Genomic DNA, 22664 nt, shown 5'->3' on the forward strand with positions numbered 1-22664 from the left:
CCCGAAACGCAAGCACGTCAGAAACGGAATGATGTCACCCGTCGAGTTCGAGAAGCAGCAGAAAATCTAACCCGAGGGTGTCTACGAAACTCGGGGCTATTCACATGCCTGGCCGTTGACGAGTGCCACGCAGGCGAGGTGAGCGCAGGCGTTTGATGACTGCGCGGGCCAGGCCGCACTACCTTCGAGGCCGAGCTGGTGATAGAGTCCGCACTTGAATGCAATGCCCTGCTCTGATTGCGCCCATTCGCCGGTAAGTACGGCCAACCCGATGACCGCACGTTTGCCCAATCTTCGCAACCGTCCACTCGCTACGCTTAAGACCTTCGAGGCCGCCGCGCGCCATCAGAGCCATTCGAAGCCGCCGCTGAGCTCAGCCTGACGGATAGCGCCGTCAGCCATCAAATCCGGCGGCTGGAAGAAGCGCTCGGTTGCAAGCCGTTTAAGAAATCCGGCCGTAGTGTCGTGTTGCGCAACGCTGGAAGGATATTTGAAGCACCGATACTGCTCTCGAGACACAGGTCGCGCGTGTACCGTCGCGTTCGGTCAGCCGCGAGCCCTTTTGCGGAAGGCACCACCGAATTAGTACTGGCACTCAACAGTACGCTTAACGTTACGCGAACCATGTCGGCAATATGAGAGAAACGTGAAGAATCTTACAAAGACCACCCTGTAGGCTTTGGCGTAAGGCAGGCGGAGCAATGCAGATCGATTTACCAACCCTGTGGTACTTAACCGTTGGAACGCTCCTGGTGTCAGCGTCGCTGCTCCTTTGGGAAAGGCAGGCTCATCCAGGTCGCGCTCGCGTGCTCGGTGTTCTGGCCGCGGCACTCTTAGCGTTCGTTCTCGGCTGCATTCTCGCAATGAACCGCAGCCACTTTCCGGTCGCGCTCGGTATGGCGGTGATCAACATCCTTATGATGTTGGGATACCTTCTGGTCCTTAACGCCGTCGCAAACCTCGATGGTCAACGGTATTTCTGGTCGTCCGTCGCGGCTCTAATCTTCCTGGCCATCGCCTGGGCGATCGCTGGCACGCACTTTCCGGCCGCCTTCTGGAACCATGTCTCGTCTATCCCGATCGCGGTGACCTGCGGCCTTACAGCATGGCTACTTCTGCGCAGCCGCACAATTCAGCGATTGCGCTCACGTCCCATCGCAGTATCGATTTCGGCCGTCCATGCCGTATTCTACCTTGGCCGGGCGTTCATCACCCCTGTTCTCCTTCAGCAATACGGGCAAGATATTATCTCCATCGTCGGAAAGGCGACGATGTACGAGGCCGTCTTGTACTCGGTTGCAATGCCTATGTCCTTTCTGATGATTATTCGGGAGGAGGAAAAGCTCCACCTGCTCCGCATGTCACAAACCGATCAGTTGACCGGGCTTGCAAACCGTCACGCCTTTTTTGAGCAGGCATCTCGGATCCTCCGGGAACGGCATGGTGACCCCGTCTCACTACTCGCCTTCGACCTCGACCACTTCAAGGCGATCAACGACCGTCATGGACATCTAACCGGAGATAAGGTTTTGCAGCTCTTCGCCGAAACGGCCCGCAAAGAAGCTGGGCCGGACGCGCTTATTGTCCGGCTGGGCGGTGAGGAATTCGCTGCGCTTCTGCCACGGTGCGACCATTCCCAAGCCTTCAGTCGGGGCTCGGCAATCGCAAGCCGGTTCGCCAAAGCAGCCGCTGGGGCAGAGGGCTTGAAAACCCAGGCCACCGTCAGCATTGGCCTTGCGGCATCGGACTGCCACGACCTCGCCGGGATGCTTGCAAGCGCCGATCGCGCCTTGTACCACGCGAAAGCCCTCGGGCGGAATCGCGTTGAGACCGCACTGCCAAACGAATTGCTGCACCCCTCAGCCGATAGCTTGCATCATCAGTTGCGGGTAGTGCCGGTGGGGCGTCCTGAACCGATGTTGCGTTTTGGGCGAGAGCGCTCTTGAAGGGATGAGAACCGGCGACACCGCGATTGTTATCTTAAACCTCTGAGTTTGCGGGATTACGCAAAACGACGCGATAGATGTAACCTCCGGACGATCTAGCACAATGCCCGGCATTGCACGCAGGGATCGTGTCCAGCGGAGTAACGTAGGTGGTAAGGGTGATGGGCAAGTTGCGGGACACGATCGACGGCGAACCAAGAAGCTATTGCATCATTGTAGCTTGAGCTGCGTGCGAACGTGTTCCACGCCGCTCATGACATGCTGGTGGATGACCCGCTTTGCGGCTTGCAGATCTCTTGCCAGTGCCAACTCGAAAAGCGAGCGATGATCGTCTGCGACGCCCTGTCCACGGAAACTTCTGGCGAGCAAGTGGTAGCGGAGAAAGCGGTCAAAGACCGAGGAGAGATTCGCCATTAAGGTTTCCGAATTGCAGGCCGAGACAATTGATCTGTGAAAGTCCCAGTCGGACCGCACCCAATCGATCGTGCGCGAAGCATCGCCGGAAAGCAGCCTTCTCTCCGCGGCGGCGAGCTTATGCTGTGCAGCAACCACGCGCCCTTCCCATTCCAGGTCGCCTGCCTCAAACGCGAGTTCCATGGCGTGGGCCTCCAGAACGATGCGCAGATCGGCAAGTTCGATCAGTTCCTGCTCTGATACCGGGCTGACCTCGAACCCTTTTTGCCCCTCGGCTCGCACAAGGTTCTCGGCCGTCAGGCGGCTGAGAATTTCCCGCAGTGACGACACGCTGATCGAGTAACGCTCCTTTGCCTGTTCCAGCTTGATCTTGCTGCCCGGAGCAAGGACACCGGAAACGATGTCTGCTCTAACCTGACGAAACACAACGTCGCCAATTGTTTCCCCGGCATGCTCCGGGGTGCCGTCCGTTTCCGTTAAGCTGTCCTGTGCCCGCATCGACATCTATCTCTCCAGCCGATTACGCATCAGCGCGTGCTCAACCCCACCCTGGATATGCTCGATCAAAATCGCTTTTGCGGTTTTTTCATCGCGCTTCAAGGCTGCATCCAGTAGCTGTTGGTGTTCCTTGGCTGCGATGTCACCACGATAGGAAAGCGCAACCATCTGATAGCGCAGATATTTATCGAAAACTCCCGAATGCGTATCCATCAGGAGCTTCGAACCGCAGCCAGAGATCAGAGCCTGATGAAACTCCCAGTCGTAACGCTTCCAGCTTTCGGCCTGGCTGGTATCGCCAGTCGCCATGATCTTCTCCATCCTGGAGAGCTTGTAATGCGCAGAGACAACACGCGCCTCCCAGTCGACCCCGCCATGTGCAAAGGATTGCTCCAGGGCATGCGTTTCGAGAAGTAGACGAAGGGCTGCGATTTCCCGCAGATCCGACTCGGAGGTCGGAGCGACTTCGAAGCCCCTTTGACCCTCTGCGACCACGAGGCCCTCCGAGGATAATCGGTTCAGGATCTCGCGCAGCGTGCTGACACTTGTTTCGTATATTTCCTTCAGACTATCCAGCTTCAGTTTCTGCGCCGGCGCCAGCCGGCCAAAGATAATGTCAGCACGAATGCGCCTGTAGCTGACTTCTGCAACCGATTCTGTCGTAATTTTGGAAAACACCGGAGATCTCTGATATTTTGAGGATCGTCCTATGTAACAGGAATAGGGCGGACTTCAACACCAAGTGTATATAGGCAAGGAGCAACCTATGCAGTTGGCATACCTTCAGGCCGCATCTGCTTCTTGAGGGCAGCGATCCGGAATATGGCATTCGGCGCTCCATAACCGCGATAGCCGCTTCGCTGGACAATTTCGAAGAAGAAACCCTCCCCGAAGGTTCCGCTATAAAGCTGGAAATATTCCCCGCCGTCATCTCTGTCGTAAAGAATGTTTTCAGCCTTCAGACGCTCACTGAGTTCCGGGTCGAGCCCGAAACGGGCTTCGACATCGCCATAATAGTTTGCCGAAATCGGAAGTGCACGGAAGCCGTTTTCGCGCAGTGCCGCTGCCGTCGCAAAAATATCAGGCGTTTCGAACGCAAGATGTTGCACGCCGGAGCCAAACGTCTCTGCAATGAAATGCCCTGCCAGCGTACGTCGGTTCTCTGCGCCGTTTAGCGTTATGCGCAAGGCGCCGCTGTGATTTTCGACGACCTGGCTACGCACCACACCCGAGGGATCGATGATATCGACCATAGGCGTTTTGTTGGCCTCGAAGATCGAGGTGTAGAAGAGGAGCCATGTCAGCATTTCATCATAGGCAACCGTTTGGGCGATATGATCGACCCGCTGCAGATGCGCAGGGACGACCTCATGGCCCGCCTCATCGGACGCTACAAAATCAATTTCCGAAAACCGCCCCAGATCGCTCTGATTATCAATCAAATAGATAAGGCCGCCGCCGACACCACGGATTGCCGGTATCTCGACCTCTCCTTCGGCAACCGGTTGACCAAAGGGCTCTGCACCCAGCGCAACGGCCCGCGCCAACGCCTTCTCGGCATCGTCTACAGAAAGTGCCACCGCATAGGCAGAAGTGCCGTGGACCGCAAAGGCAGTGTTGGCGAAGCCGGTTTCCTCCGTGTTGACCAGAAGACGGATATCGCCCTGTTCGAAAAGTTCGACCCTTTTCGTTCTGTGGATCTTTGTTTTCCTGAACCCCAGCGTCTTGAGAATTGCAACGAGACTTCGCGCATCTTCATGATCGGCAGAAAACTCGACAAAGGCGACCCCCTCAACGCGGGTACGATCCGGCATAGGGGGGACAGTCAAAACCTCGGCGCCCGGTACGCGCCTTACCTGGTCGCCCAGATAAATAAGAGAACGATGACCGTCTGCCGCAATGGACCGGGTGGAGCCGCCGCGGAACTGGTCGTTGAAAATTTCCAAAGAGAAATAGCCGTCATAGCCGGTCTGGGCGATGGCAGCCGTAAAGGCCGTGACGGGAAGGTCTCCTTCACCCGGCATATTTCGGAAATGACGCGACCAGTAAAGCAGGTCCATGTCGATCAGAGGCGCGTCCGCCAGCTGGACGATGAAGATCTTGTCCTTCGGGATGGACCGGATCGAGTTGATGTCTATCTTGCGGGAAAGGCTGTGGAAGCTGTCGAGGATCAAGCCGACATTCTGATGATCGGTTCGCCTGACGATTTCCCACGCGTCGCGGTGGTCATTGATATGGCGACCCCAGGCAAGCGCCTCGAAACCAACACGCAAACCGCGCTTCGCCGCCCGTTCCCCAAGCTCATGGAAGTCGGCGGCGGCACGGTCTATCCCTCCCAGGGAGACCGGTGATACGTTCGAGCAGACCAGCACAAGATCCGTGCAGAGTTCCTGCATGATGTCAAACTTGCGCTCTGCCCGATCGAACGTCCGCTGCCGATGGGAAGCTGGCATTCCCTCGAAGTCGCGGAATGGCTGAAACAGGGTGATCTCCAGTCCGAGGTCGCGGACCATGCGTCCTACGTCTCTAGGACTGCCGTCGAAGGCGAGGAAGTCGTTCTCGAAGATCTCGACACCGTCGAACCCTGCAGCGGCAATTGCTGCAAGTTTTTCCGGCAGTTCGCCGCTGATCGATACGGTTGCGATCGACGTTTTCATGCGCGCTCCTCCCTGAGCATCAGCCTCGGCCCGGCTGCGGCAATCTGAGCATAGCGAATCCGAAGCCGGCGCGTCAAATTCAATGCTGAAATCATTTATACCATAGATTTTCAAAATTCTATGTTGATTGGCGCGCCGCTCCGTGGCAGTTCTATGACGACAGCAACGGGAGTGCTGGTTGAACACGTTAGGAGGAGCAACATGTTCGGAATGGATTTTACGCGTCGTCGTGCCTTGATGGGAGCAGCAGCTCTCTTGGCTGCAGCGTCATTTGCCGGGTCTGCCGCAGCCGTCACACCGCAGGAGATCAAGGCCCGCGGCAAGTTGATCGTCGGCATCCAAGGCGACAACCCTCCGTGGGGCTTCGTCACCAGTGCCGGCAAGCAGGACGGATTTGACGCCGACATGGCGACACTGTTTGCGAAGGAACTGGGCGTGACCGTCGAGTTCGTGCCGCTCGAAGTGAACAACCGCATCCCGGCATTGACCTCCGGTCGAGTGGACGTACTGTTCGCCACCATGGCGATGCTGCCCGACCGCGCAAAGGCCGTCCAGTTCTCCAAGCCCTATAATGCAAACGCCATCGTTCTGATCGGCCCCAAGGCGAAGTCGATCAAGACCAATGACGACATGGCCAATATGACCATCTCGGTCGCCAAGGGTGCGGCGCAGGACACGCAGGTCACGAAGAATGCACCGCAATCGGCCACTATCCGCCGCTACGATGGTGACGCGGCCAGCGTCCAGGCGTTGATTTCCGGCCAAGCCGAGGCGCTTGGTGGCAACATCTTCTACTTGGACCGTGTCGAGAAAGCGGCACCGGGCAAGTTTGAGAACAAGCTGGAGTTCCAAAAGCTCTATAACGGTGCCTGCACCCGTCTCGGCGAAAAGGAACTGAATGCCGCGCTGAACACCTTCATCGACAAGATCAAGGCAAACGGCGAACTGAAGACCATCTACGACAAGTGGATGAAGGTTCCGGTGCCGGAATTCCCGCAAAGTCTCGAAGGCATCCCGTTCGCGGCACAGTGACATAGCAGCCATCCTTCGGCCAGCAGTTCTGCAAGCCGGCACCGAGTGAAGCGGTGTCGGCAGCGCAGACAGGTGGCCGGCTGTCCTGAGTTACGTGCGCTTTCTGACTTCGGAGCATCACCATGAGCAAGACGATCTTCGTGCTGAACGGCCCCAATCTCAATCTCTTGGGAGAGCGCGAGCCCGCGATCTATGGCACCACAACCTTGTCCGACATCCATGGGAGCTGCCTTGCTCGTGGGGCACAACTCGGCTTCGAGATCGACTTTCGCCAGACCAATTTCGAGGGTGAACTGATCGAAGCCGTGCATCAAGCCCGCAGCCGAGCCTGCGGCATCATCATCAATCCCGCGGGCTACACCTTCACCTCTGTCGCGCTACTGGACGCCTTGAAGATGTTTGACCGGCCGAAGATCGAGCTGCATATCTCGAACGTCCACGCCCGCGAAAGCATATACCACAACTCCCTCATCTCCCGCGTGGCAACCGGCATCATGATCGGCTTTGGGGCGAAGGGTTATGAACTGGCCATAGAAGCCATGGCGGACATGGTGACCACCTCTTGCAGCAACACGCCGCGACAGGAGGCGTCATGAACTATACGCTGGATTTCACGCCGGTTGTCGAGGGCCTGCCGAGTCTTTTGACTGCCTGCCTTGGCACCTTCGCGCTGGCGATCTGCGGCATGCTGCTCGCAACGGTCATCGGCATCGGCGGGGTCGTTCTGCGGCAATCGAAGATCGCGCCCTTGCGGTGGCTGATCATCAGTTTCGTGGAGCTGATCCGCAACACGCCCTTCCTCGTGCAGATCTTCTTCATCTATTTCGCCCTGCCGCTGACGGGTATCCGGCTTGACCCGACGCCGACCGCGATCATAGCGCTCGGTATTAATGGTGGCGCCTATGCCATTGAAATCATCCGCGGCGGCGTCCAGTCCATCCCGAAGGGGCAGATGGAGGCAGGGCTGGCGCTTGGTCTTCATAAGGGCCAAGTCTTCCGTCTTATCATCCTGAAGCCGGCGCTGAGGGCAATCTTCCCCTCGCTCACCAGCCAGTTCGTCCTGCTGACGCTGACGACCAGCATTGCCTCAGCCATCTCCGCTTACGAACTGACCTCGGTATCCCAGCGGATCGAATCCGACAGCTTCCGAAGCTTCGAAGTCTACTTCACCGTTACGATCTTCTACCTGGTTATCTCCTGGCTGATGATGCGCCTCTTCGCGTTTTTCTCCGCCCGGTATTTCGCCTATCCGGTCAAATGAGGGAGTGAGCATGGGACGCGATGAATTTCTCTTCCTTCTCCTCGGCTTGAAGTGGACGGTTGCGCTTTCGGCAATCGGCTTCGTCAGCGGCTGCCTGGCGGGACTTGCCATTGCGTTGCTGCGCACATCGGGCATACGCCCCGTCGAGCGCGCTACGGCCGGCTATATAGCTCTCTTCCAGGGAACGCCGCTGCTGATGCAGTTGTTCGTGGTCTATTATGGCCTCGCCCTGATCGGCATCAAGATGGACGCCTGGGCGGCTGTTGCCGTCGGCCTTACTCTTCACGCCAGCGCCTATCTGGGCGAAATCTGGCGTGGCGGCATCGAGGCTGTCCCGCGCGGACAGACCGAAGCGTCCAAGGCGCTCGCACTCAGCTACGCGTCGCGGATGAAGGACGTCATCCTGCCACAGGCACTGCGCATCTCACTTCCTGCCACGATTGGCTTCCTCGTGCAGCTGATCAAGGGCACCTCGCTCGCGTCGATCGTCGGCTTCACGGAGCTCACCCGGGCGGGCAACATTATCTCCAACCAGATCTTCCAGCCTCTGACCGTCTTTGGCATCGTCGGCATGCTCTACTTCATCATGTGCTGCCCGCTGACGATCTACGGCGCCTATCTCGAACGCAAGTTCGCGGCATCTGCGCGGTAGGGCCCATGTTTTCCAACCTCTTCTTCTTGCTGAGCCATACGGAGTTCTTTTCATGAACGACATCTCGACCACTGTGGACAGCACGCACCCGATGATCAGCATGAGCGGCGTGGAGAAATGGTATGGCGCCTTCCAGGCTTTGCGGAACATCAACATCTCGGTCGAAAAAGGCGAGAAGATTGTTCTGTGCGGCCCCTCCGGCAGCGGCAAATCCACGCTGATCCGCTGCATCAATCACCTCGAGTCCTACCAGAAAGGCGTTATCCGCGTCGGCGGCACCGTGCTGGGGCACCAAGCGAAAACCATCGATGCGGTGCGCCGCGAGGTTGGCATGGTATTCCAGCAGTTCAATCTTTTCCCGCACCTGACCGTGCTGGAGAACTGCATGCTTGCGCCGCTGCGCGCGTTGAGGCTCGGGAAAGAAGAAGCCGAGGCGCGTGCGCGACAACTGCTGGAGCGCGTGAAGATTGCCGAGCAGGCGGACAAATATCCAGCCCAGCTTTCAGGCGGCCAGCAGCAGCGCGTCGCCATCGCCCGTGCGCTGTGCATGCGACCGCAGGTCATGCTGTTTGACGAGCCGACCTCCGCGCTCGATCCGGAAATGGTGAAGGAGGTGCTGGATACGATGATCGGGCTTGCCGAGGAGGGCATGACGATGATCTGCGTGACGCACGAGATGGGTTTTGCCCGACAGGTCGCCGATCGCGTCATCTTCATGGCAACCGGGGCCATCGTCGAGGAAGCGCCGCCCGCCGAATTCTTCTCAAACCCCAAGCATGAACGAACACGCAAGTTCTTGGGAGAAATCCTCGGGCACTGATCGCGCCGCACCGCAGCTGTAAAATCCCCTCCTACGGAAGGTGAAGCCGATGATTAACGGCAACACAAAGCTCATTGCCCATCTCGGCTACCCGACCCATACGTTCAAGGCGCCGCTGATCTACAATCCCTATTTCGAGGAAGCCGGCATCAATGCGGCTGTCGTGCCGATGGGCTGCCGTGCGGAGGACTACCCCACCTTCCTGAAACTGGTGTTCAAGCTGTCCAACATCCACGGCGCGCTGATCACCATGCCGCATAAGATCGTGACGGTCGAACTGCTGGACGAAGTCTCCAAACGCGTCTCCGTGGCCGGCGCCTGCAATGCCGTTCGCCTTGGATCTGACGGTCGGTTGATCGGCGACATGTTTGACGGAGAGGGGTTCGTCCGCGGCGTTCTTCGCCGCGGCAGGGGGATCCAGGGCAAACGCGCCATCATGGCCGGCGCCGGTGGCGTGGGATCCGCCATCGCCGCCTCATTGGCACAGGCAGGTATCGCGGAACTTGCTTTCAACGACGCGCATCCGCCGATGATGAACGAACTTGCGCAACGTCTGCGCCATTATTACCCGGACCTTACGGTTGTCACCGGCGCAACCGACCCTGATGGCTACGACATTGTCGTCAATGCGACACCGCTTGGCATGCAGGATCATGATCCGCTTCCCTTCGATGTGCAGCGCATATCACCTGCGGCCTTCGTCGGGGAAGTGGTCCTGAAGCAGGAAATCACGCCCTTTCTCGCCGCGGTTCGAGGGCGTGGATGCCAATTCCAGTTGGGGCTCGACATGCTGTTCGAACAGATCCCTGCCTATCTTGAGTTTTTTGATTTCCCGACAACGACCGCCGAGCACCTGCGTGAGATTGCGCAGGTTTAAAATTTCCGATGGGCATAAGAAACGACTGTGGTACTGAAGGTATGAGGACAGCCGTTGCTAACGCCGCTGCTGCGCCAGCACATCACGCTCGATGGCAGCCGCGCCTGTCAAAGTCAGCCGCATCAATTTCTCGATGTTATCGAAGGCAAGGCGGACTCGATCGTTTCAGCCCGGGTGGGATGCTGACGACGATCCTTGCCCTCACCAAAGCTGGTCAAGAGGGCAGAGATCAAGTATCTGATGCCTATATCCCAGTTCGGTCCTTGGCGGACAACGGCTATCACAAAAGCGGTTCAAGCGATCTGATTTTCAATCGCGGTTTTGTCGATCACGGAGAATACATCGACAATTTTACCGCCCTTCACCTCATAAAACACGTTCTCTGCGAAGGAGATGCGTCGACCGTTGATGTTCAAGCCGAGGAACCGGCCTTTCGGGAAGCAATCGAACAGCAACCTCGCCGCGATCAGAGGCGCTTCGCTTACCAGACGATCGATGACGAAATGCAGGTCGGGGATGTCCTCGAAATCTTTGATCAACATGGAGCGGTAGCCTGATAGCCCAAACGGCCGACCATTGTGTTTGACGTCGTCGGCGACATATCGCCCGAGTTCATCCCAATCCTGGCGATTGAGGCAGCCTATATAAGCCCTGTAAAATTCTTGCAGCATCATGGTGCAGATACCATTGCATCAGTCCTTACTCAGCCGTGTATCCGCAGACGAACGCAATATACTTGGGGATGGGCTCGGACCCTGCGCGCTGCGGCGCACGAAGGCAAGATCGGCTCCGCCGCGTTTTGCGGCAGTCCGACATCCGGTTTTGGAGGTGGGCGGCAGACGATTCCGTGACTCGCCTGGAGCGGAGCGCATGGCGGGTCGAGAGAAGTGCCGGTTCACGCGACGTTTTCAAACCGCGACGAAACCGTCGTCCACCAATAATTCTTCACCACCGACGAAGCTGCTTTCGCTCGATGCCAAAAACAGCACGGCCTTGGCAACCTCGTCGGTCTGAGCGAGTCTGCCGAACGGAATGGCCTGTTTCATCCACGCCTCCCCGCCATCATTGGCTTGAAGATAAGTCTGCATGGCTGAGGTCAGGACCATGCCGGGGGAAACAACATTCACGCGGATACCCCGACTTTTAAGATCAACCGTCCATGTGCGGGCAAAGGACCGAATGGCCGCCTTCGTCGCGCTGTAGACCGAAAGGTTGGCGAAGCCCTTGCTCCCTGCACCCGAGCCTGCCAGTACGATGGAGCCGCCCTCCCCCATCAGCGGCAAGGCCTTCTGGACGGTGTAGAGCGTCCCCTTGACGTTGATGGCGAACACGCGATCGAAGTGGTCATCTCTGATATCGTCGATGAACGCCGATTCTGACACGCCAGCATTGGCGAAGACCACATCTACACGGCCGTGCTCGCTTCCGATCCGGGCATAAAGCTGATCCGTATCCGCAGCATTGCCGACATCAGGTTGATGGAGCTTCTCTTAGACTGGAGCCCCACCCTGCCACACTGGTTTTTATACTATCCCAGCCGACGCCTTCCAAGCGCCGCCATGCGCGCCTTTCTCGACTACATGAGGAACTATGACTGGCAGGCCAGGACCTGATGCCGTTCCAACCGGCATTGCGGCAGGAACGGCTTATCGGCGATGCCTTATTTGACCCGCTGCCATTCGATCCTGATTTCGGTGCCTTCCGGCCGGCGGAATTGCTCGGTCATACGATCGCCATCAACGATGAGGGTGAGATCAGCACGCGTTCGCACGCTTCCGACCCAGTTCGGGAATGTCGACCCTTTGACACGGTTTCCGCTGAACTCTCCGTTCTCATCGACGGTGTAGGTTCCGAAAAACCCGATGCTGCGTGACATGGCCGTGCGATTTTCATCATCCGTTCCCTCACCGCGCGTGTTGGAAGCAAACGGCGGGATTTCGGCGTCGGTCAAGACCTCCACGAAGTGCATGTCAGGCGTGAAGACGAGAAGCCCATTGGGCTTCTCTCCATAGGCGGCGATATTTTCCCCGCCGGGGTCGATCGTCGCCGATATCATGCGCCAGGTGCCTGCGACCTGATTTTCGGTGGCAGTCTGCGAGAGGGCAGCCGACGAAATGCTGACGGCGACAGCCAATGTGATCGGTCGAATGAACATGTCGTTTCCTCTGCTTTTATGAATGATACGGTCCTGCCACTGCGGGGTTCACGGATCCTGCCGATCGGCGGAATTCGCCACGTCCCGCTGCGCCTCAAGTGCCGACAGGCGTATGGAAAGCGCCTGCGAGATGGAGGAGTAGGCCGTGCTGCCCAGCGCCAATCGCAATGGTGGTGCCTCGCTTTCAGCAGCCGACAGGATTGCGGCCACGGTACGCGCCGCATCCCCCCTGATCTCGAAACTGCCATCGCCGATTGCGCGGCGAACGGCGCCCGCAGGCGTTCCATTGTAAGCAGCCATGGGATCCGCACAGACCAGATTGGCTCCGAAGTTCGTGCCGGTCGGCCCCGGCTCGGCGATGATGAAGTCGATGCCGAAAGGCGCCACCTCCTGTGCCACGGCTTCGATGAAGCCCTCGATGCCCCATTTGGTCGCGTGATAGAGGCTAATGCCTGGATAGGCGATCTGCCCGCCTTCGGACGACACTTGGACGATGCGCCCGCTGCCTTGCATTCGAAGAAGGGGTAATGCTGCACGGATCAGATGAATGGAGCCCGTGAGATTTGTGGCGATCTGTGGATCGATCTCTTCGTCCGTCAGCTCTTCCGCCGCACCGAACAGTCCGTAGCCGGCATTGCTGACAATGACGTCTATCCGGCCGTGCCGCTGGAAGGCTTCTCCAATTGAGAGGTTTATGCTATCCGGCTCGACCAGATCGAGCTGAACCACGTCCAGGCGTTCGCGGTACGTCTGTTCGAGTTGCGTCAGCGCCCCGCGAGGGCGGACGGTTGCGACGCGCAAGCAGTTGCTGCGTCATTTCGAAACCGAGTCCCGAAGAAGCGCCGGTTATGAACCATGTCTTTGGCATGTGATCTCCTTATCTTCCATTCGCGAATGTAGATCTGCCAGATTGGTGATATAAGATTGGCAATTTGAGATGAGACAGTGAGGAAAATTATGCGTCCCGTCGACTTCATAGCGGCCTTCATAGGCTCGTTCGCGCTGACCGCGCGCTTCGACATAGCGTCCGTTCGGCAGAAGTTCGTGGTGGACACGGTTGTCGTCGGTGACCCACATGCCGGCGTAGGGATGGTTCGGCTGCAAATTTGTTTCCTGTGCTTCTACGGATTGAAACGAAAGGGTGGCTGTGACGAGTGCTGCAAATGCCGGTCGCATGGTCTGGCTCCTTTAGGCGTTGCTGTTGTCGGTCTGGTGAGGGCGCGAATACGCGCGCGGTGCCGGTTTGGCAGACCCGCAGGTCTGCCGAACCGCAGCATCGGTCATGGGGAACGCGGGCGTAGTTATCGACGATCTGTTGATAGGCAACAAGATCCAGGAAGGCTTCCGCATTGACGACGAGGCCGTCCTGCATCTTGAGAATCCAAACGAACTGGTTGCGGTAAGGTGCGCCGGACGTGGTCGTCGCTGTCCCGTCGAAGCGGATCACGACGGTGTCGCCGTCGGCAAAGATGTCGTGCACCTGCGGCATGATCGGCGTTGCAAGACGGCTGGTCAGGGGACGCGATGCCTGTTCGACGAAATCCTTTTGGTTGCGATAGGTGTCGGCCACCCGGCCCGAGCCATGAATTGTCCAGACGACGTCGGTGGGGTTTGCAGAGCGATGCTTTCGCATCGGTCAAGAACCTGGACAACGCCAGAAAGCTCGATAAGCCTGCCGACGGTGGGTCACGACTGGTCCCTGCCGTCGTTGCGGCGCTTGCCCGATGCGAAAGCATCGCGCTGCGCACCGCGCCTAGCCAGAAACCGGCCGTGACCCATCCTATAGGTTCCTATCACCGACACTTGGTATAAGGCTTTCCGGCGCGCAATCTCATTGCAAGGCAGGCAGGACAAAGGAGAACCGCGCACCACCCAGACGACTGCCATTGTCGGCGCTCATTTTCCCACCGTGCGCCTCGATGATGGAGCGCGAGATTGGCAGCCCCATCCCCATGCCGCCATCCTTTGTGGTAAAGAAGCTCTCGAAGATCCGGCCCGTTCCCTCCACGGGAATTCCCGGACCTGAATCCTCCACCGAACAGCAAACCTGCGCCCCTTCATCCGTCGTGCACAGAACGACCTCGCGGCGCTCGCAAGGGGCCGCGGAAATGGCCTGGATCGCGTTGACCGCCATGTTTACGATGACTTGCTGAAGTTGAATGCGGTCGACGGTGACACGTGCCGAGCCCGGCGAAGGCAAATGAACGACATTGACCTTGTGCGCCTGGAACTCGTGGCGCAGGAAAAGCACGGCTTCGGCCACCAGTTCGTCCAGCGAGACGATTTCCTCGTCCTGCATTCGATGGCTTGCCATGCTGCGAACGCGCGCGATGACGCTGGCGGCGCGCTGTGCATCGGCAACGATACGCATCACGATATCCCGAACCTCGGAAAGTTCGGGATTGGGGCGGTTCAACCACCGCAGGCCAGCCTCCCCATAGGTGGTGATGGCGGCAAGCGGCTGATTGACCTCGTGGGCGATGGATGCCGTCAACTCTCCCAGCATCGAGATCCGCGCGGCATGAGCATACTCCGCCTCGATATGCCGCAGCCTGCGCTCCGCCTGCTTTTTTTCCGTCGTGTCGATGAACGCGCTGATGGTTACGCCAAGCTTTGCCATGGCGGGAGGGAAGGTTACCGTCAGCGTCCCCTCCCGCACCCTGCCGTCGAGCGTGGTCAGAGAGATTTCTTCCGCATAATTCTCAAGGCTTTTGTACCGGTTTTGCAAAAGGCGAGCATAATTTTCCGGGTGGTTACCGAAGAACGGGACCACCGATCCCCCCTTCAGCTCATCGTGATGTGCGGCACCCAGGAGTTTGAGCGCTGCGTCATTCGCCTGCTCGACGACAGTATTTTCCATCGCGTGCCGCAGGAAATCCGGATGCTTGGCGAGATGCGCGCCCAAATCCGGGACACCCTGCTCCCTGAGATCCTGGAGAACCCCGAGAAGTGCGGCGGACCTGATCTGAAAAACAGGAAGAGGCAGATGCTGGAAGAGGTCGCGGAACCGCTGCTCGCTGTGTTCAAGCTCGTTAAAGGCGTTTACGCGTTCGCTGATGTCGGTGACGGCGGCAAGCCCCCGGCGACGATCATCTGCTGAAAACCAGAGCGTGAACTGCGCATCGAATTCGGTTCCATCAAGACGCCTCAGGCGGGTCTCGATCGTCACGCTGGCGTCATTCACCAGGACGTTCAGAACAGCCGCGGCACCATCCAACCAGCGGTCCGGCGACCAGAAATGATCGAGCGTGCCGAGAAGGTCTGACTTCTGATTTCCTCCGAACAAGATCAGCGTCTGATCATTGACATCGATGATCGTCGTCGCGCTGAGGATACGTGCAACGCAATCGGGATAATTGCGCAGGTAATCAACGATATCGCCGTCCGCTGAGAGGCCATTTTCTTCAAGGAGATCGTTGATGATCGTGAGGTCGAGCTCCCAGAACGACACGGTCATCGCCTGGAAAAGGTCTTGATACCGCCGCTCGCTGCGGCGCAGCGCCTGCTCTGCCAAATTGCGCTCGGTGAAATCGATGAAGCTGCAGACAGCCCGATCCTGAAGATAACCGTGCCGTGCCGTCGCAAACAGGACCTGGATGGTACTGCCATCGAGACACCTCAATGTCACCTCGGACTGGAAAAATTCCTCACCCCGATAACGTGCCTCGAAGGATTTTCTGAGCACCGGCATCCCAAGGTCCCAATAGGGCGTGAGATCCCCAAGAATGTCCTCCTCCCGTTCACCAGCCATCATATGGACATGCGTCGGATTGGACTGCACGACCTTCATGGCGCGCAATGCGGCCTCCATGAACTCGGGATGCTCGTCAAGGTATGGTGACAGATCGGTCACGCCCTGCTGGCGAAGCTCGCGAAACATCTCGGCAAGCCCGCTGGTATCAATCTCAGCGAGGGCGATCGGCAAGTGATCGAAGACGTGCTTGTAACGCAGTTCACTGGCCTTGAGTTCATCAAACGCCTGCCGCTCAACCGAAACGTCGCGAACGGACAACAGCACATAAATATGGTCTGCGTCCGCAGACGCCGGAACGACGGCCAACTCCGCGTCGAAGGTTCCGCCATCCCGCCCCGTCAGTTGGCAGGAGCCGCGCGCATGGCCTGCGCCCACGAGGACCGACAGGATGGTATCGACAAAGGTGTTGGCACTCTCTTCGGGCCAGAAGGAGGCCAGGTCCCGACCGACAGGGCCGAATACCGCCTTGGCTGCAGGCGAGAGCGCGTGTCCTGACGGGTCCACCTCCGCAACCCTTGCGGATCGCATCATCTGGCGAACGAGGTGTGGCTCGGATTTCAGACAGTCGCGCAAGCTCATTCCCTGCTCGGCGCCAAGAGCTGTAAGGCTCTTGGCCACCGCTGTCACGTCAATCGGCACGACAACGACGCCGGCGGCATCCAGCAGACGGACCAGACTGTCGTTGCGAACCAGCCGTTCGGCACTGACAACAGGACGCGACGTCTCCAAGAGAGCGACCGGTCGCCCATCCGCATCTCGCTGCACCTTCACCGTTACGGAGACAGTCACCGACGTGGGCGTTCCTCTCGTCACGCGATTGACCGTGCCGGACCAGTCAGAGGCAATCACGGGGTTGTCGCACGCCTGCTGTCGCACATCATCTGACACGGGTTCGAACAGGGCGTCCAGGGGCGCGCCGAGTGCTTGCTCGCGCGAGATGCCATAGATCTTCTCTGCTGCGCGGTTCCAGCCTGTGACGCGACCGGCAAGCTCCCGAATGATGATGCAATCATCCATAAGATCGATGATCTCGCTGCAATCTCGACCGGAACTCATGACGGCATCTGTCTCCTGAAATCATCGCAGCGTCTTGGAAGACCAAAAATTCGGGGTAAAGCTGTCGCGGCAAATGCGCCAATGCGCCAATGCGCCGCAAAAGCTTGAGCAAGCATGACTAGCCTAGCGCAATCCAGATTGAAGATCTTGTTCAATCACGACTTTGTTGGCAATGGAAGCCGAACGGATGCCTCTTCCTGACGGGTACGCAAGGTCGAAAACCAAGGTCGCGCCGACGCTTCGGGCTCCCCGACCGCGGTGCAATCAAAACGCTTCCCATCGAATTGTTTTCTTGGCATGACCTTGGACTTGAAGTTACAGATTCCGTCGTCCACGCAAGGGGCCACCGGTGAAGAAAAACGCACCGTTCATCTACATTATTGATGATGATGAATCTATTCGGCGCTCTCTCGACCACCTTTTCCGCTCGGTTGGCTTTGCGACGCACACCTTTGTTTCGACCCAGGAATTTCTGGCAGCCGAGCGCCCCGATGCAGACGCTTGCCTGGTTCTCGATATCCGCCTTCAGGGAACGAGCGGGCTGGATTTCCAACAGCAACTGGCGCAGTCCGGCATCGAAATCCCGGTTGTTCTGATGACGGGACATGGGGATATCCCGATGTCCGTGCGGGGTATGAAGGCAGGCGCCGTGGATTTCCTGACAAAACCCTTCCGGGATCAGGATATGCTCGACGCGGTGGGTGCGGCACTGAAGCTCGACCGCGCACGGCGCGTCAGTCGCGAGGAATTTGCCAGTATCGAGCAAAGATATCAATCGCTTACCTTGCGTGAGCAGCAGGTCATGCTGATGGTGACCAAGGGCCTTCTCAACAAGCAGGTGGCCGGCGATCTCGGCATCAGCGAAGTTACCGTAAAGATCCACCGGGGCTCCGCGATGAAAAAGATGGGTGCCCGAACCCTCCCGGACCTCGTGCGCATGGCGGATGCTCTCAAGCTCAGGGACACAAAAGAAGCAGGTAACACTAGCGTATGATTTCCGTGGCGGGCGAAGTGTGCGATTGAGGGCGCTTGACGTCCCTTTGCCGAAAAGGCCCAACTTGATGCCCGCCTCCAGGAATGTGCATATCGCAGTGATCGATGATGATGACTCCTTCCGCACCGCGACGGAGGGCCTGATCAGATCGCTCGGATATGACGTGTCGGGCCACGCCTCTGCAGAAGCCTTCCTGGATATGAGAGCGGTTTGGGATGCCGACTGCATCATCTCAGACATCCAGATGCCCGGCATGACCGGAATTGAACTCAAGGAACGGCTGAATGCGGAAGGGTCCACCGTCGCCGTGATCTTTGTCTCGGCCCGGATCGATCCGACCTTGCCACGCAAGGTAAAGGAATGCGGCGGCTTGATCCTGCTGCAAAAACCGTTCCAGGGGCAGGTCTTGATCGATGCCATCCATCAGGCAATCAGCCATCTGGAGCCTGAATAAGGGCAATGGCAGAGACCAGAGCACCTTGAACCTACGCCGCCCTCTCGTCGCGGCGGCATAGGTCGAATTCGGCGGTATCGCGTGCCGTCCAAAATCTTCAAACCGTCGGGATGGTTCCGCCGTCGATGACATGTTCGGTTCCGGTGATCGAGGCGGCGCGATCCGATGCGAGGAAGGCGATGAGATTGGCGACCTCCTCAGGCTTGCTCGGCCGGCCGAGCGGGATGCCGCCGAGACTGTCCATGATGATCTTCTTGCCGCCTTCGTAATCGGTATTGGCCTGTGCAGCCAGCCGTTCGGCAAGGCGTACCGAGGCTTCGGTTTCAATCCAGCCCGGCGAAACGCGCACGACACGGACGCCCTGCGGCGCCACCTCTTTGGACAGGGCCTTGCTGTAGGTCGACAATGCAGCCTTTGCAGCGGCATAGGCCGTCGTGGATTCCGGCAGAGGCAGGGTGCGCTGGATGGAGGTGACGTGGATCACGACGCCTCGCCGCTGCGCCACCATCTGCGGCACAAGCAGCTTGTCCAGGCGAACGGCTGGAAACAGGTTCGAGTTCAGCTCCTCTTGCCAGTCAGCCTCGCCAAGCGCTGCAAAACCGCCACCCGGTGCCGATGAGCCGCCCAGCATATGGACAATGATATCGACCCCGCCCAACCGTTCGCGCACCGCTTGCGCCACGATGGCACAGCCTTCGGCCGTTTTGAGGTCAGCGGCAACGAACAGATCCTCCGGCAAGCTATCGGGCCGGGAGCGAGCCGTTGCAAGAACGCGCGCACCGAGGCTTCGAAACAGGGCTGTCGTTGCCCCGCCCGCGCCCTTGGTGCCGGCGGTGATAAGCGCGCGTTTTCCTTCGAGAGCAAGAAAGCTGGTCATTGGCCGATCTCCAGTTCCCGGATTTTGCCTGTCTCGAGAACGAAGCGGAAATGCAGTTCCGCGGGGCTGCCCGCGAAGTTTCCGCTCACGCTCGCAAGCACCTCGATGGTCTCGCCATTCTGGTCCGCACTGAGTGGCTGTGCCGCGTGCTGGTACTTTGCCTTGGCACCCTGCCACCAGCTGCGGATGGCGGGAAGACCGCGGTGGGTGGCTCCCTCATCCTTCACGATGGCTGTATCGCAGAATGCGCCAAACAGCGCGTTCTCGTCGCCGGTCCGGTCGGCATCGAAGTAGGTCTTCAAGACGTCTGGCAAAATCATTGGGGCTATCCTTGTTCCGATGATGGCTGAAGGTTAGCACTTGACGATTATGAACATAATCGGGACAAACCGGGATGAGGAATTGACAAAGTCGGGACAATGGAACGAGGCGCACTCGAGGATCTGCACGCGGTTCTGGCGATCGCGCGAAAGGGCACCTTTCGCGCGGCAGCCGTGGAGCTCAACATGTCGACGACGGCGCTCAGCCATGCGATCGCACGGCTTGAGGCAAACCTTGGAGTGCGCCTGTTCAACCGAACGACGCGGAGCCTTTCCCTGACCGGTGCCGGCAGGATTTTTGTTGACGAGGTCGGGCCTGCGCTGCAAGACATCCGCGGTGCGCTCGATGCAGTCCGATCCGAACGTGACACGCCGTCCGGCACATTGCGCATCAACGCTGCCCCTTTTGCGGCACAGGCCATCATGGCGCCGCTCGTGATCGAATATCTTCGCCGCTTTCCCGACATGACGGTCGATCTGGTCACCGAAGGGCGTCTGATGGATATCGTGGCCGACGGTTTCGACCTCGGGGTCCGCGTGGCGGGACTGGTTCCGAGCGACATGATCTCGGTATCGCTCGGCCAGCCGCAGCGATATGCCGTTGTCGCCTCCGCCTCCTACTTTGCATCGCATCCGATGCCGATGGCGCCTCCGGATCTCCTCAAGCATCACTGCATCCGGGTGCGCCTTCCAGATGGCGCCCTCTTCAGATGGCGCTTTGAAAAGGACGGGCAGACGATCCAACTCGATGTTCAGGGCCCCATCATTCTCGATGAGGCGAACCTTGCGCGGACAGCCGTGATGGAGAATGTCGGCATCGGCTACTTCATGGAGCAGAATGTCATCGAGGATATCAGGGCGGGTCGCCTGGTCCGGATCCTGGATGACTGGACACCCGCCTTTCCGGGCCTTTGCCTCTATTATCCCGGCCGCCGAAACCTCCCCGTTGGCGTCAGGGAGTTTCTCAACCTGGCCCGCAGCCACGCGGCAAAGACCTTGAGGGCCGGTAGTCCCGTTTGAGACGCCCGTCGGCTTCAGTCGACAAGCGAAACCCATGCCTGACCATTCGTGTTGAAAATGGAGCTGAAGGCCCGGCGGACCACCGAGCCACGGCAGTCCGCTCTCTATCGACCGCACCGTCCCGCGGCCTTGGCGGGACGGGCGATGGAAGACCGGCCACACGGCGACCGGTCTTCTGCGCGATCATCGCGCATTTTGCGCCGCTTCCTCGATGAGGTCTGCCACTGCCTTTGGCTGCGAGACCATCACCACATGGGACGCTCCTTCAACGACAACCGTTCGCTTCGATGCTGCGCGCTCTGCCATGAAGCCCAGCGCCCGCGCGGGGATGTTCTTGTCGCCATCGCCGTAGACAAAATAGGACGGCAGCGCCTTCCACGCCGGCTTGCCTGACTTTTCCGTGAGCGCCGCCTGCGTGATCGGCCGCTGGCCGGCCGCCATGAGCGCAGCCTCCCCGACGCTCACGTCATGGGCAAACTGATCGTGGAACTTCTCCTGATCGATGGAGAGATCGATGCCGCCATCGGCGAGCTTGACAGGTGCGGCAAGCGCCTGCGCAAGCGTGCCGCCCGGAAACTTGCCGGCAAGATCGGCGGCCGCTTCGCCTTCTTCTGGCGCAAAGGCCGCCACATAAACCAGTGCCTTGACGTTATCCTTTCCATTGGCAGCAGTCGTGATCACCTGGCCGCCATAGGAATGGCCGACGAGAACGACGGGCCCTTTGACGCTAGCGACAATGTCCGAGACATAGGCCGCATCGGACGAGACGCTGCGCAACGGATTGGCCGCGGCAACGACAGGGTAGCCATCCTTCTGCAGGATCCGGGTGACGCCGTTCCAGCTTGAGGAATCGGCAAAGGCGCCATGAACGAGCACGACGGTAGGCTTGGCAGGCTCAGCCACCGCGTTCCCCGACAGCAGAGCGCCGACAACCGCAAGGCTTGCAACAAACTTGGACATGATGGTTCCTTTCTTAGGAAAACAGGGTGATTTTGGACGAAGACGTATCTGGCTGGTGACGCTGCGGCTGCTCAGCCGCGGATGAAGGCGAGAACGTCGGCGTTGAATTGATCGGCCTCGGTCTCTGCCAGCCCATGGGAGCCGCCCGGGTAGACCTTGAGCGTCGCTCCGGCGACGAGTTCCGCAGCCCGGTGAGCCGAGGCCTCGATCGGCACGATCTGGTCGTCATCGCCATGGATGATCAGCGTCGGACGGTCGATGCTCTTCAGGTCCTGCGTATAATCCACCTCGGAGAATTCGCGGATGCAATCATACTGGCCCTTGATGCCGCCCTGCAGGCCGATACGCCGGAAGTTCTCGCGCAAGCCCTCATTCGTGGCGACGCCCTCCCGGTTAAAGCCGTAGAAGGGAACCGTCAGATCGAAGAAGAACTGCGAGCGGTTCTTCGCCGTGTTCTCACGGATGCTGTCAAAGACCTCCATCGGCGTCCCCTTCGGGTTGTCGGCGGTCTTCAGCATCAGCGGCGGGACTGCGCCCACCAGAACCACCTTGGCGACACGCGCCGTGCCGTGGCGGCCGATATAATGCGAGACCTCGCCGCCGCCGGTGGAATGGCCAACCAGGATCAGGTCGGACAGGTCGAGCGCCTCGATCAATTCGGCAAGATCGTCGGCATACTGGTCCATGTGATTGCCGTTGAAGGTCTGATCCGAGCGACCGTGGCTGCGGCGGTCATGGGCGATGACCCTGAAGCCGTTCTGGCTGAAGAACAGCATCTGCTGGTCCCAGGCGTCCGACGAGAGCGGCCAGCCGTGCGCAAACAGGATGGGCTGGCCTGCGCCCCAGTCCTTGTAGAAGAGGCGGGTTCCATCGGTGGTGGTGAAAGTGGACATGTCGTTCTCCTGTGCGATGTTTTG

23 protein-coding genes and 3 pseudogenes are annotated in these 22664 nt (G+C 58.9%); 12 read left to right on the forward strand and 14 right to left on the reverse strand.

The genetic code is table 11. The annotated features are described in order from the left end of the window. Positions 1-369: 369 nt before the first annotated feature. Together ACEXP3_RS22675 and ACEXP3_RS22680 are read left to right on the forward strand one after the other, a co-directional pair. Positions 370-639: pseudogene (locus tag ACEXP3_RS22675) on the forward strand (LysR family transcriptional regulator); the annotation flags it as partial. A 62-nt stretch (positions 640-701) separates the two neighbouring features. Beyond that, the gene (locus tag ACEXP3_RS22680) at positions 702-1946 is read left to right on the forward strand and encodes a GGDEF domain-containing protein (RefSeq protein ID WP_377299479.1); all 1245 of its coding nucleotides are present in this window, start codon (positions 702-704) and stop codon (positions 1944-1946) included. A gap of 210 nt (positions 1947-2156) precedes the next feature. Here ACEXP3_RS22680 and ACEXP3_RS22685 read toward each other — a convergent pair whose 3' ends face one another. The 3 genes from ACEXP3_RS22685 to ACEXP3_RS22695 form a co-directional block, all read right to left on the reverse strand. Beyond that, on the reverse strand, positions 2157-2864 hold the full coding sequence (locus ACEXP3_RS22685; RefSeq protein WP_245367273.1) for a GntR family transcriptional regulator: 708 nt from the start codon (positions 2862-2864) through the stop codon (positions 2157-2159). Further along, positions 2865-3536: a GntR family transcriptional regulator gene (locus ACEXP3_RS22690; RefSeq protein ID WP_210107378.1), complete on the reverse strand. Its 672-nt coding sequence runs from the start codon at positions 3534-3536 to the stop codon at positions 2865-2867. An 86-nt stretch (positions 3537-3622) separates the two neighbouring features. Continuing rightward, positions 3623-5515 (reverse strand): bifunctional sugar phosphate isomerase/epimerase/4-hydroxyphenylpyruvate dioxygenase family protein, encoded by a 1893-nt coding sequence (locus ACEXP3_RS22695; protein WP_377299480.1) that lies wholly within the window; start codon positions 5513-5515, stop codon positions 3623-3625. A 201-nt stretch (positions 5516-5716) separates the two neighbouring features. On the opposite strand from ACEXP3_RS22695, the gene ACEXP3_RS22700 reads away from it, so the two are divergent. The 6 genes from ACEXP3_RS22700 to ACEXP3_RS22725 all read left to right on the forward strand — a co-directional run bounded on the left by ACEXP3_RS22700 (position 5717) and on the right by ACEXP3_RS22725 (position 10157). Beyond that, a complete protein-coding gene (locus tag ACEXP3_RS22700) occupies positions 5717-6547 on the forward strand; it encodes a transporter substrate-binding domain-containing protein (protein WP_210107403.1) in 831 nt (276 codons plus the stop codon). Positions 6548-6669: 122 nt separating this feature from the next. Continuing rightward, positions 6670-7143, forward strand: a complete 474-nt coding sequence (gene aroQ, locus ACEXP3_RS22705; RefSeq protein WP_210107376.1) for a type II 3-dehydroquinate dehydratase — start codon at positions 6670-6672, stop codon at positions 7141-7143. Then, a complete protein-coding gene (locus ACEXP3_RS22710) occupies positions 7140-7808 on the forward strand; it encodes an amino acid ABC transporter permease (RefSeq protein WP_377299481.1) in 669 nt (222 codons plus the stop codon). Before aroQ ends, ACEXP3_RS22710 begins: the two co-directional genes overlap by 4 nt. A 10-nt stretch (positions 7809-7818) precedes the next feature. Continuing rightward, positions 7819-8460 (forward strand): amino acid ABC transporter permease, encoded by a 642-nt coding sequence (locus ACEXP3_RS22715; RefSeq protein ID WP_210107374.1) that lies wholly within the window; start codon positions 7819-7821, stop codon positions 8458-8460. A gap of 91 nt (positions 8461-8551) precedes the next feature. After that, a complete protein-coding gene (locus tag ACEXP3_RS22720) occupies positions 8552-9280 on the forward strand; it encodes an amino acid ABC transporter ATP-binding protein (RefSeq protein ID WP_377299508.1) in 729 nt (242 codons plus the stop codon). A 49-nt stretch (positions 9281-9329) separates the two neighbouring features. Next, the gene (locus ACEXP3_RS22725) at positions 9330-10157 is read left to right on the forward strand and encodes a shikimate dehydrogenase family protein (protein ID WP_377299482.1); all 828 of its coding nucleotides are present in this window, start codon (positions 9330-9332) and stop codon (positions 10155-10157) included. A 293-nt stretch (positions 10158-10450) separates the two neighbouring features. On the opposite strand, the gene ACEXP3_RS22730 is transcribed toward ACEXP3_RS22725, so the two are convergent. Continuing rightward, a complete protein-coding gene (locus ACEXP3_RS22730) occupies positions 10451-10828 on the reverse strand; it encodes an ester cyclase (protein ID WP_377299509.1) in 378 nt (125 codons plus the stop codon). A 237-nt stretch (positions 10829-11065) separates the two neighbouring features. Then, positions 11066-11587 carry an SDR family NAD(P)-dependent oxidoreductase gene (locus tag ACEXP3_RS22735; RefSeq protein WP_377299510.1) on the reverse strand — a complete coding sequence of 174 codons (522 nt, stop codon included), beginning with the start codon at positions 11585-11587 and terminating at the stop codon, positions 11066-11068. Between the two features lie 42 nt (positions 11588-11629). Here ACEXP3_RS22735 and ACEXP3_RS22740 point away from each other — a divergent pair. Further along, a pseudogene (locus ACEXP3_RS22740) lies at positions 11630-11770 on the forward strand (LysR family transcriptional regulator); the annotation flags it as partial. Positions 11771-11817: 47 nt separating this feature from the next. Here ACEXP3_RS22740 and ACEXP3_RS22745 read toward each other — a convergent pair. The 5 genes and pseudogenes from ACEXP3_RS22745 to ACEXP3_RS22765 all read right to left on the reverse strand — a co-directional run bounded on the left by ACEXP3_RS22745 (position 11818) and on the right by ACEXP3_RS22765 (position 17122). Then, entirely contained in the window at positions 11818-12312 is a 495-nt protein-coding gene (locus ACEXP3_RS22745; RefSeq protein WP_377299483.1) for a lipocalin-like domain-containing protein, read from the reverse strand. 48 nt (positions 12313-12360) lie between these two features. Next, a pseudogene (locus ACEXP3_RS22750) lies at positions 12361-13180 on the reverse strand (SDR family oxidoreductase). Continuing rightward, positions 13159-13389: an Atu4866 domain-containing protein gene (locus ACEXP3_RS24730; protein WP_508436203.1), complete on the reverse strand. Its 231-nt coding sequence runs from the start codon at positions 13387-13389 to the stop codon at positions 13159-13161. The pseudogene ACEXP3_RS22750 and the gene ACEXP3_RS24730 overlap by 22 nt, the downstream one beginning before the upstream one ends. Continuing rightward, on the reverse strand, positions 13298-13945 hold the full coding sequence (locus ACEXP3_RS24735; protein ID WP_508436204.1) for a nuclear transport factor 2 family protein: 648 nt from the start codon (positions 13943-13945) through the stop codon (positions 13298-13300). Before ACEXP3_RS24735 ends, ACEXP3_RS24730 begins: the two co-directional genes overlap by 92 nt. A gap of 198 nt (positions 13946-14143) precedes the next feature. Continuing rightward, positions 14144-17122, reverse strand: a complete 2979-nt coding sequence (locus ACEXP3_RS22765) for a PAS domain S-box protein (protein ID WP_377299484.1) — start codon at positions 17120-17122, stop codon at positions 14144-14146. A 349-nt stretch (positions 17123-17471) separates the two neighbouring features. Here ACEXP3_RS22765 and ACEXP3_RS22770 point away from each other — a divergent pair, with 349 nt between their 5' ends. Beyond that, complete coding sequence (locus tag ACEXP3_RS22770; RefSeq protein WP_377299485.1) at positions 17472-18116, forward strand: response regulator transcription factor; 645 nt, start codon at positions 17472-17474, stop codon at positions 18114-18116. Positions 18117-18213: 97 nt separating this feature from the next. Beyond that, positions 18214-18570, forward strand: a complete 357-nt coding sequence (locus ACEXP3_RS22775) for a response regulator transcription factor (protein WP_377299486.1) — start codon at positions 18214-18216, stop codon at positions 18568-18570. Between the two features lie 97 nt (positions 18571-18667). Here ACEXP3_RS22775 and ACEXP3_RS22780 read toward each other — a convergent pair whose 3' ends face one another. Both ACEXP3_RS22780 and ACEXP3_RS22785 read right to left on the reverse strand, forming a co-directional pair. Next, entirely contained in the window at positions 18668-19447 is a 780-nt protein-coding gene (locus tag ACEXP3_RS22780) for an SDR family oxidoreductase (RefSeq protein ID WP_377299487.1), read from the reverse strand. Further along, positions 19444-19767, reverse strand: a complete 324-nt coding sequence (locus tag ACEXP3_RS22785; protein WP_377299488.1) for a nuclear transport factor 2-like protein — start codon at positions 19765-19767, stop codon at positions 19444-19446. The genes ACEXP3_RS22780 and ACEXP3_RS22785 overlap by 4 nt, the downstream gene beginning before the upstream one ends. Positions 19768-19866: 99 nt before the next feature. Here ACEXP3_RS22785 and ACEXP3_RS22790 point away from each other — a divergent pair, with 99 nt between their 5' ends. After that, positions 19867-20787: a LysR family transcriptional regulator gene (locus ACEXP3_RS22790; protein WP_377299489.1), complete on the forward strand. Its 921-nt coding sequence runs from the start codon at positions 19867-19869 to the stop codon at positions 20785-20787. 183 nt (positions 20788-20970) lie between these two features. Here ACEXP3_RS22790 and ACEXP3_RS22795 read toward each other — a convergent pair whose 3' ends face one another. After that, on the reverse strand, positions 20971-21747 hold the full coding sequence (locus ACEXP3_RS22795; RefSeq protein WP_377299490.1) for an alpha/beta fold hydrolase: 777 nt from the start codon (positions 21745-21747) through the stop codon (positions 20971-20973). Positions 21748-21818: 71 nt separating this feature from the next. After that, positions 21819-22640 carry an alpha/beta fold hydrolase gene (locus ACEXP3_RS22800; protein WP_377299491.1) on the reverse strand — a complete coding sequence of 274 codons (822 nt, stop codon included), beginning with the start codon at positions 22638-22640 and terminating at the stop codon, positions 21819-21821. Positions 22641-22664: the final 24 nt, after the last annotated feature.

Origin of the sequence: Neorhizobium fuzhouense, assembly GCF_042611105.1 — a bacterium.
GTDB classification, from domain to species: Bacteria; Pseudomonadota; Alphaproteobacteria; order Rhizobiales; family Rhizobiaceae; genus Neorhizobium; species Neorhizobium galegae_A.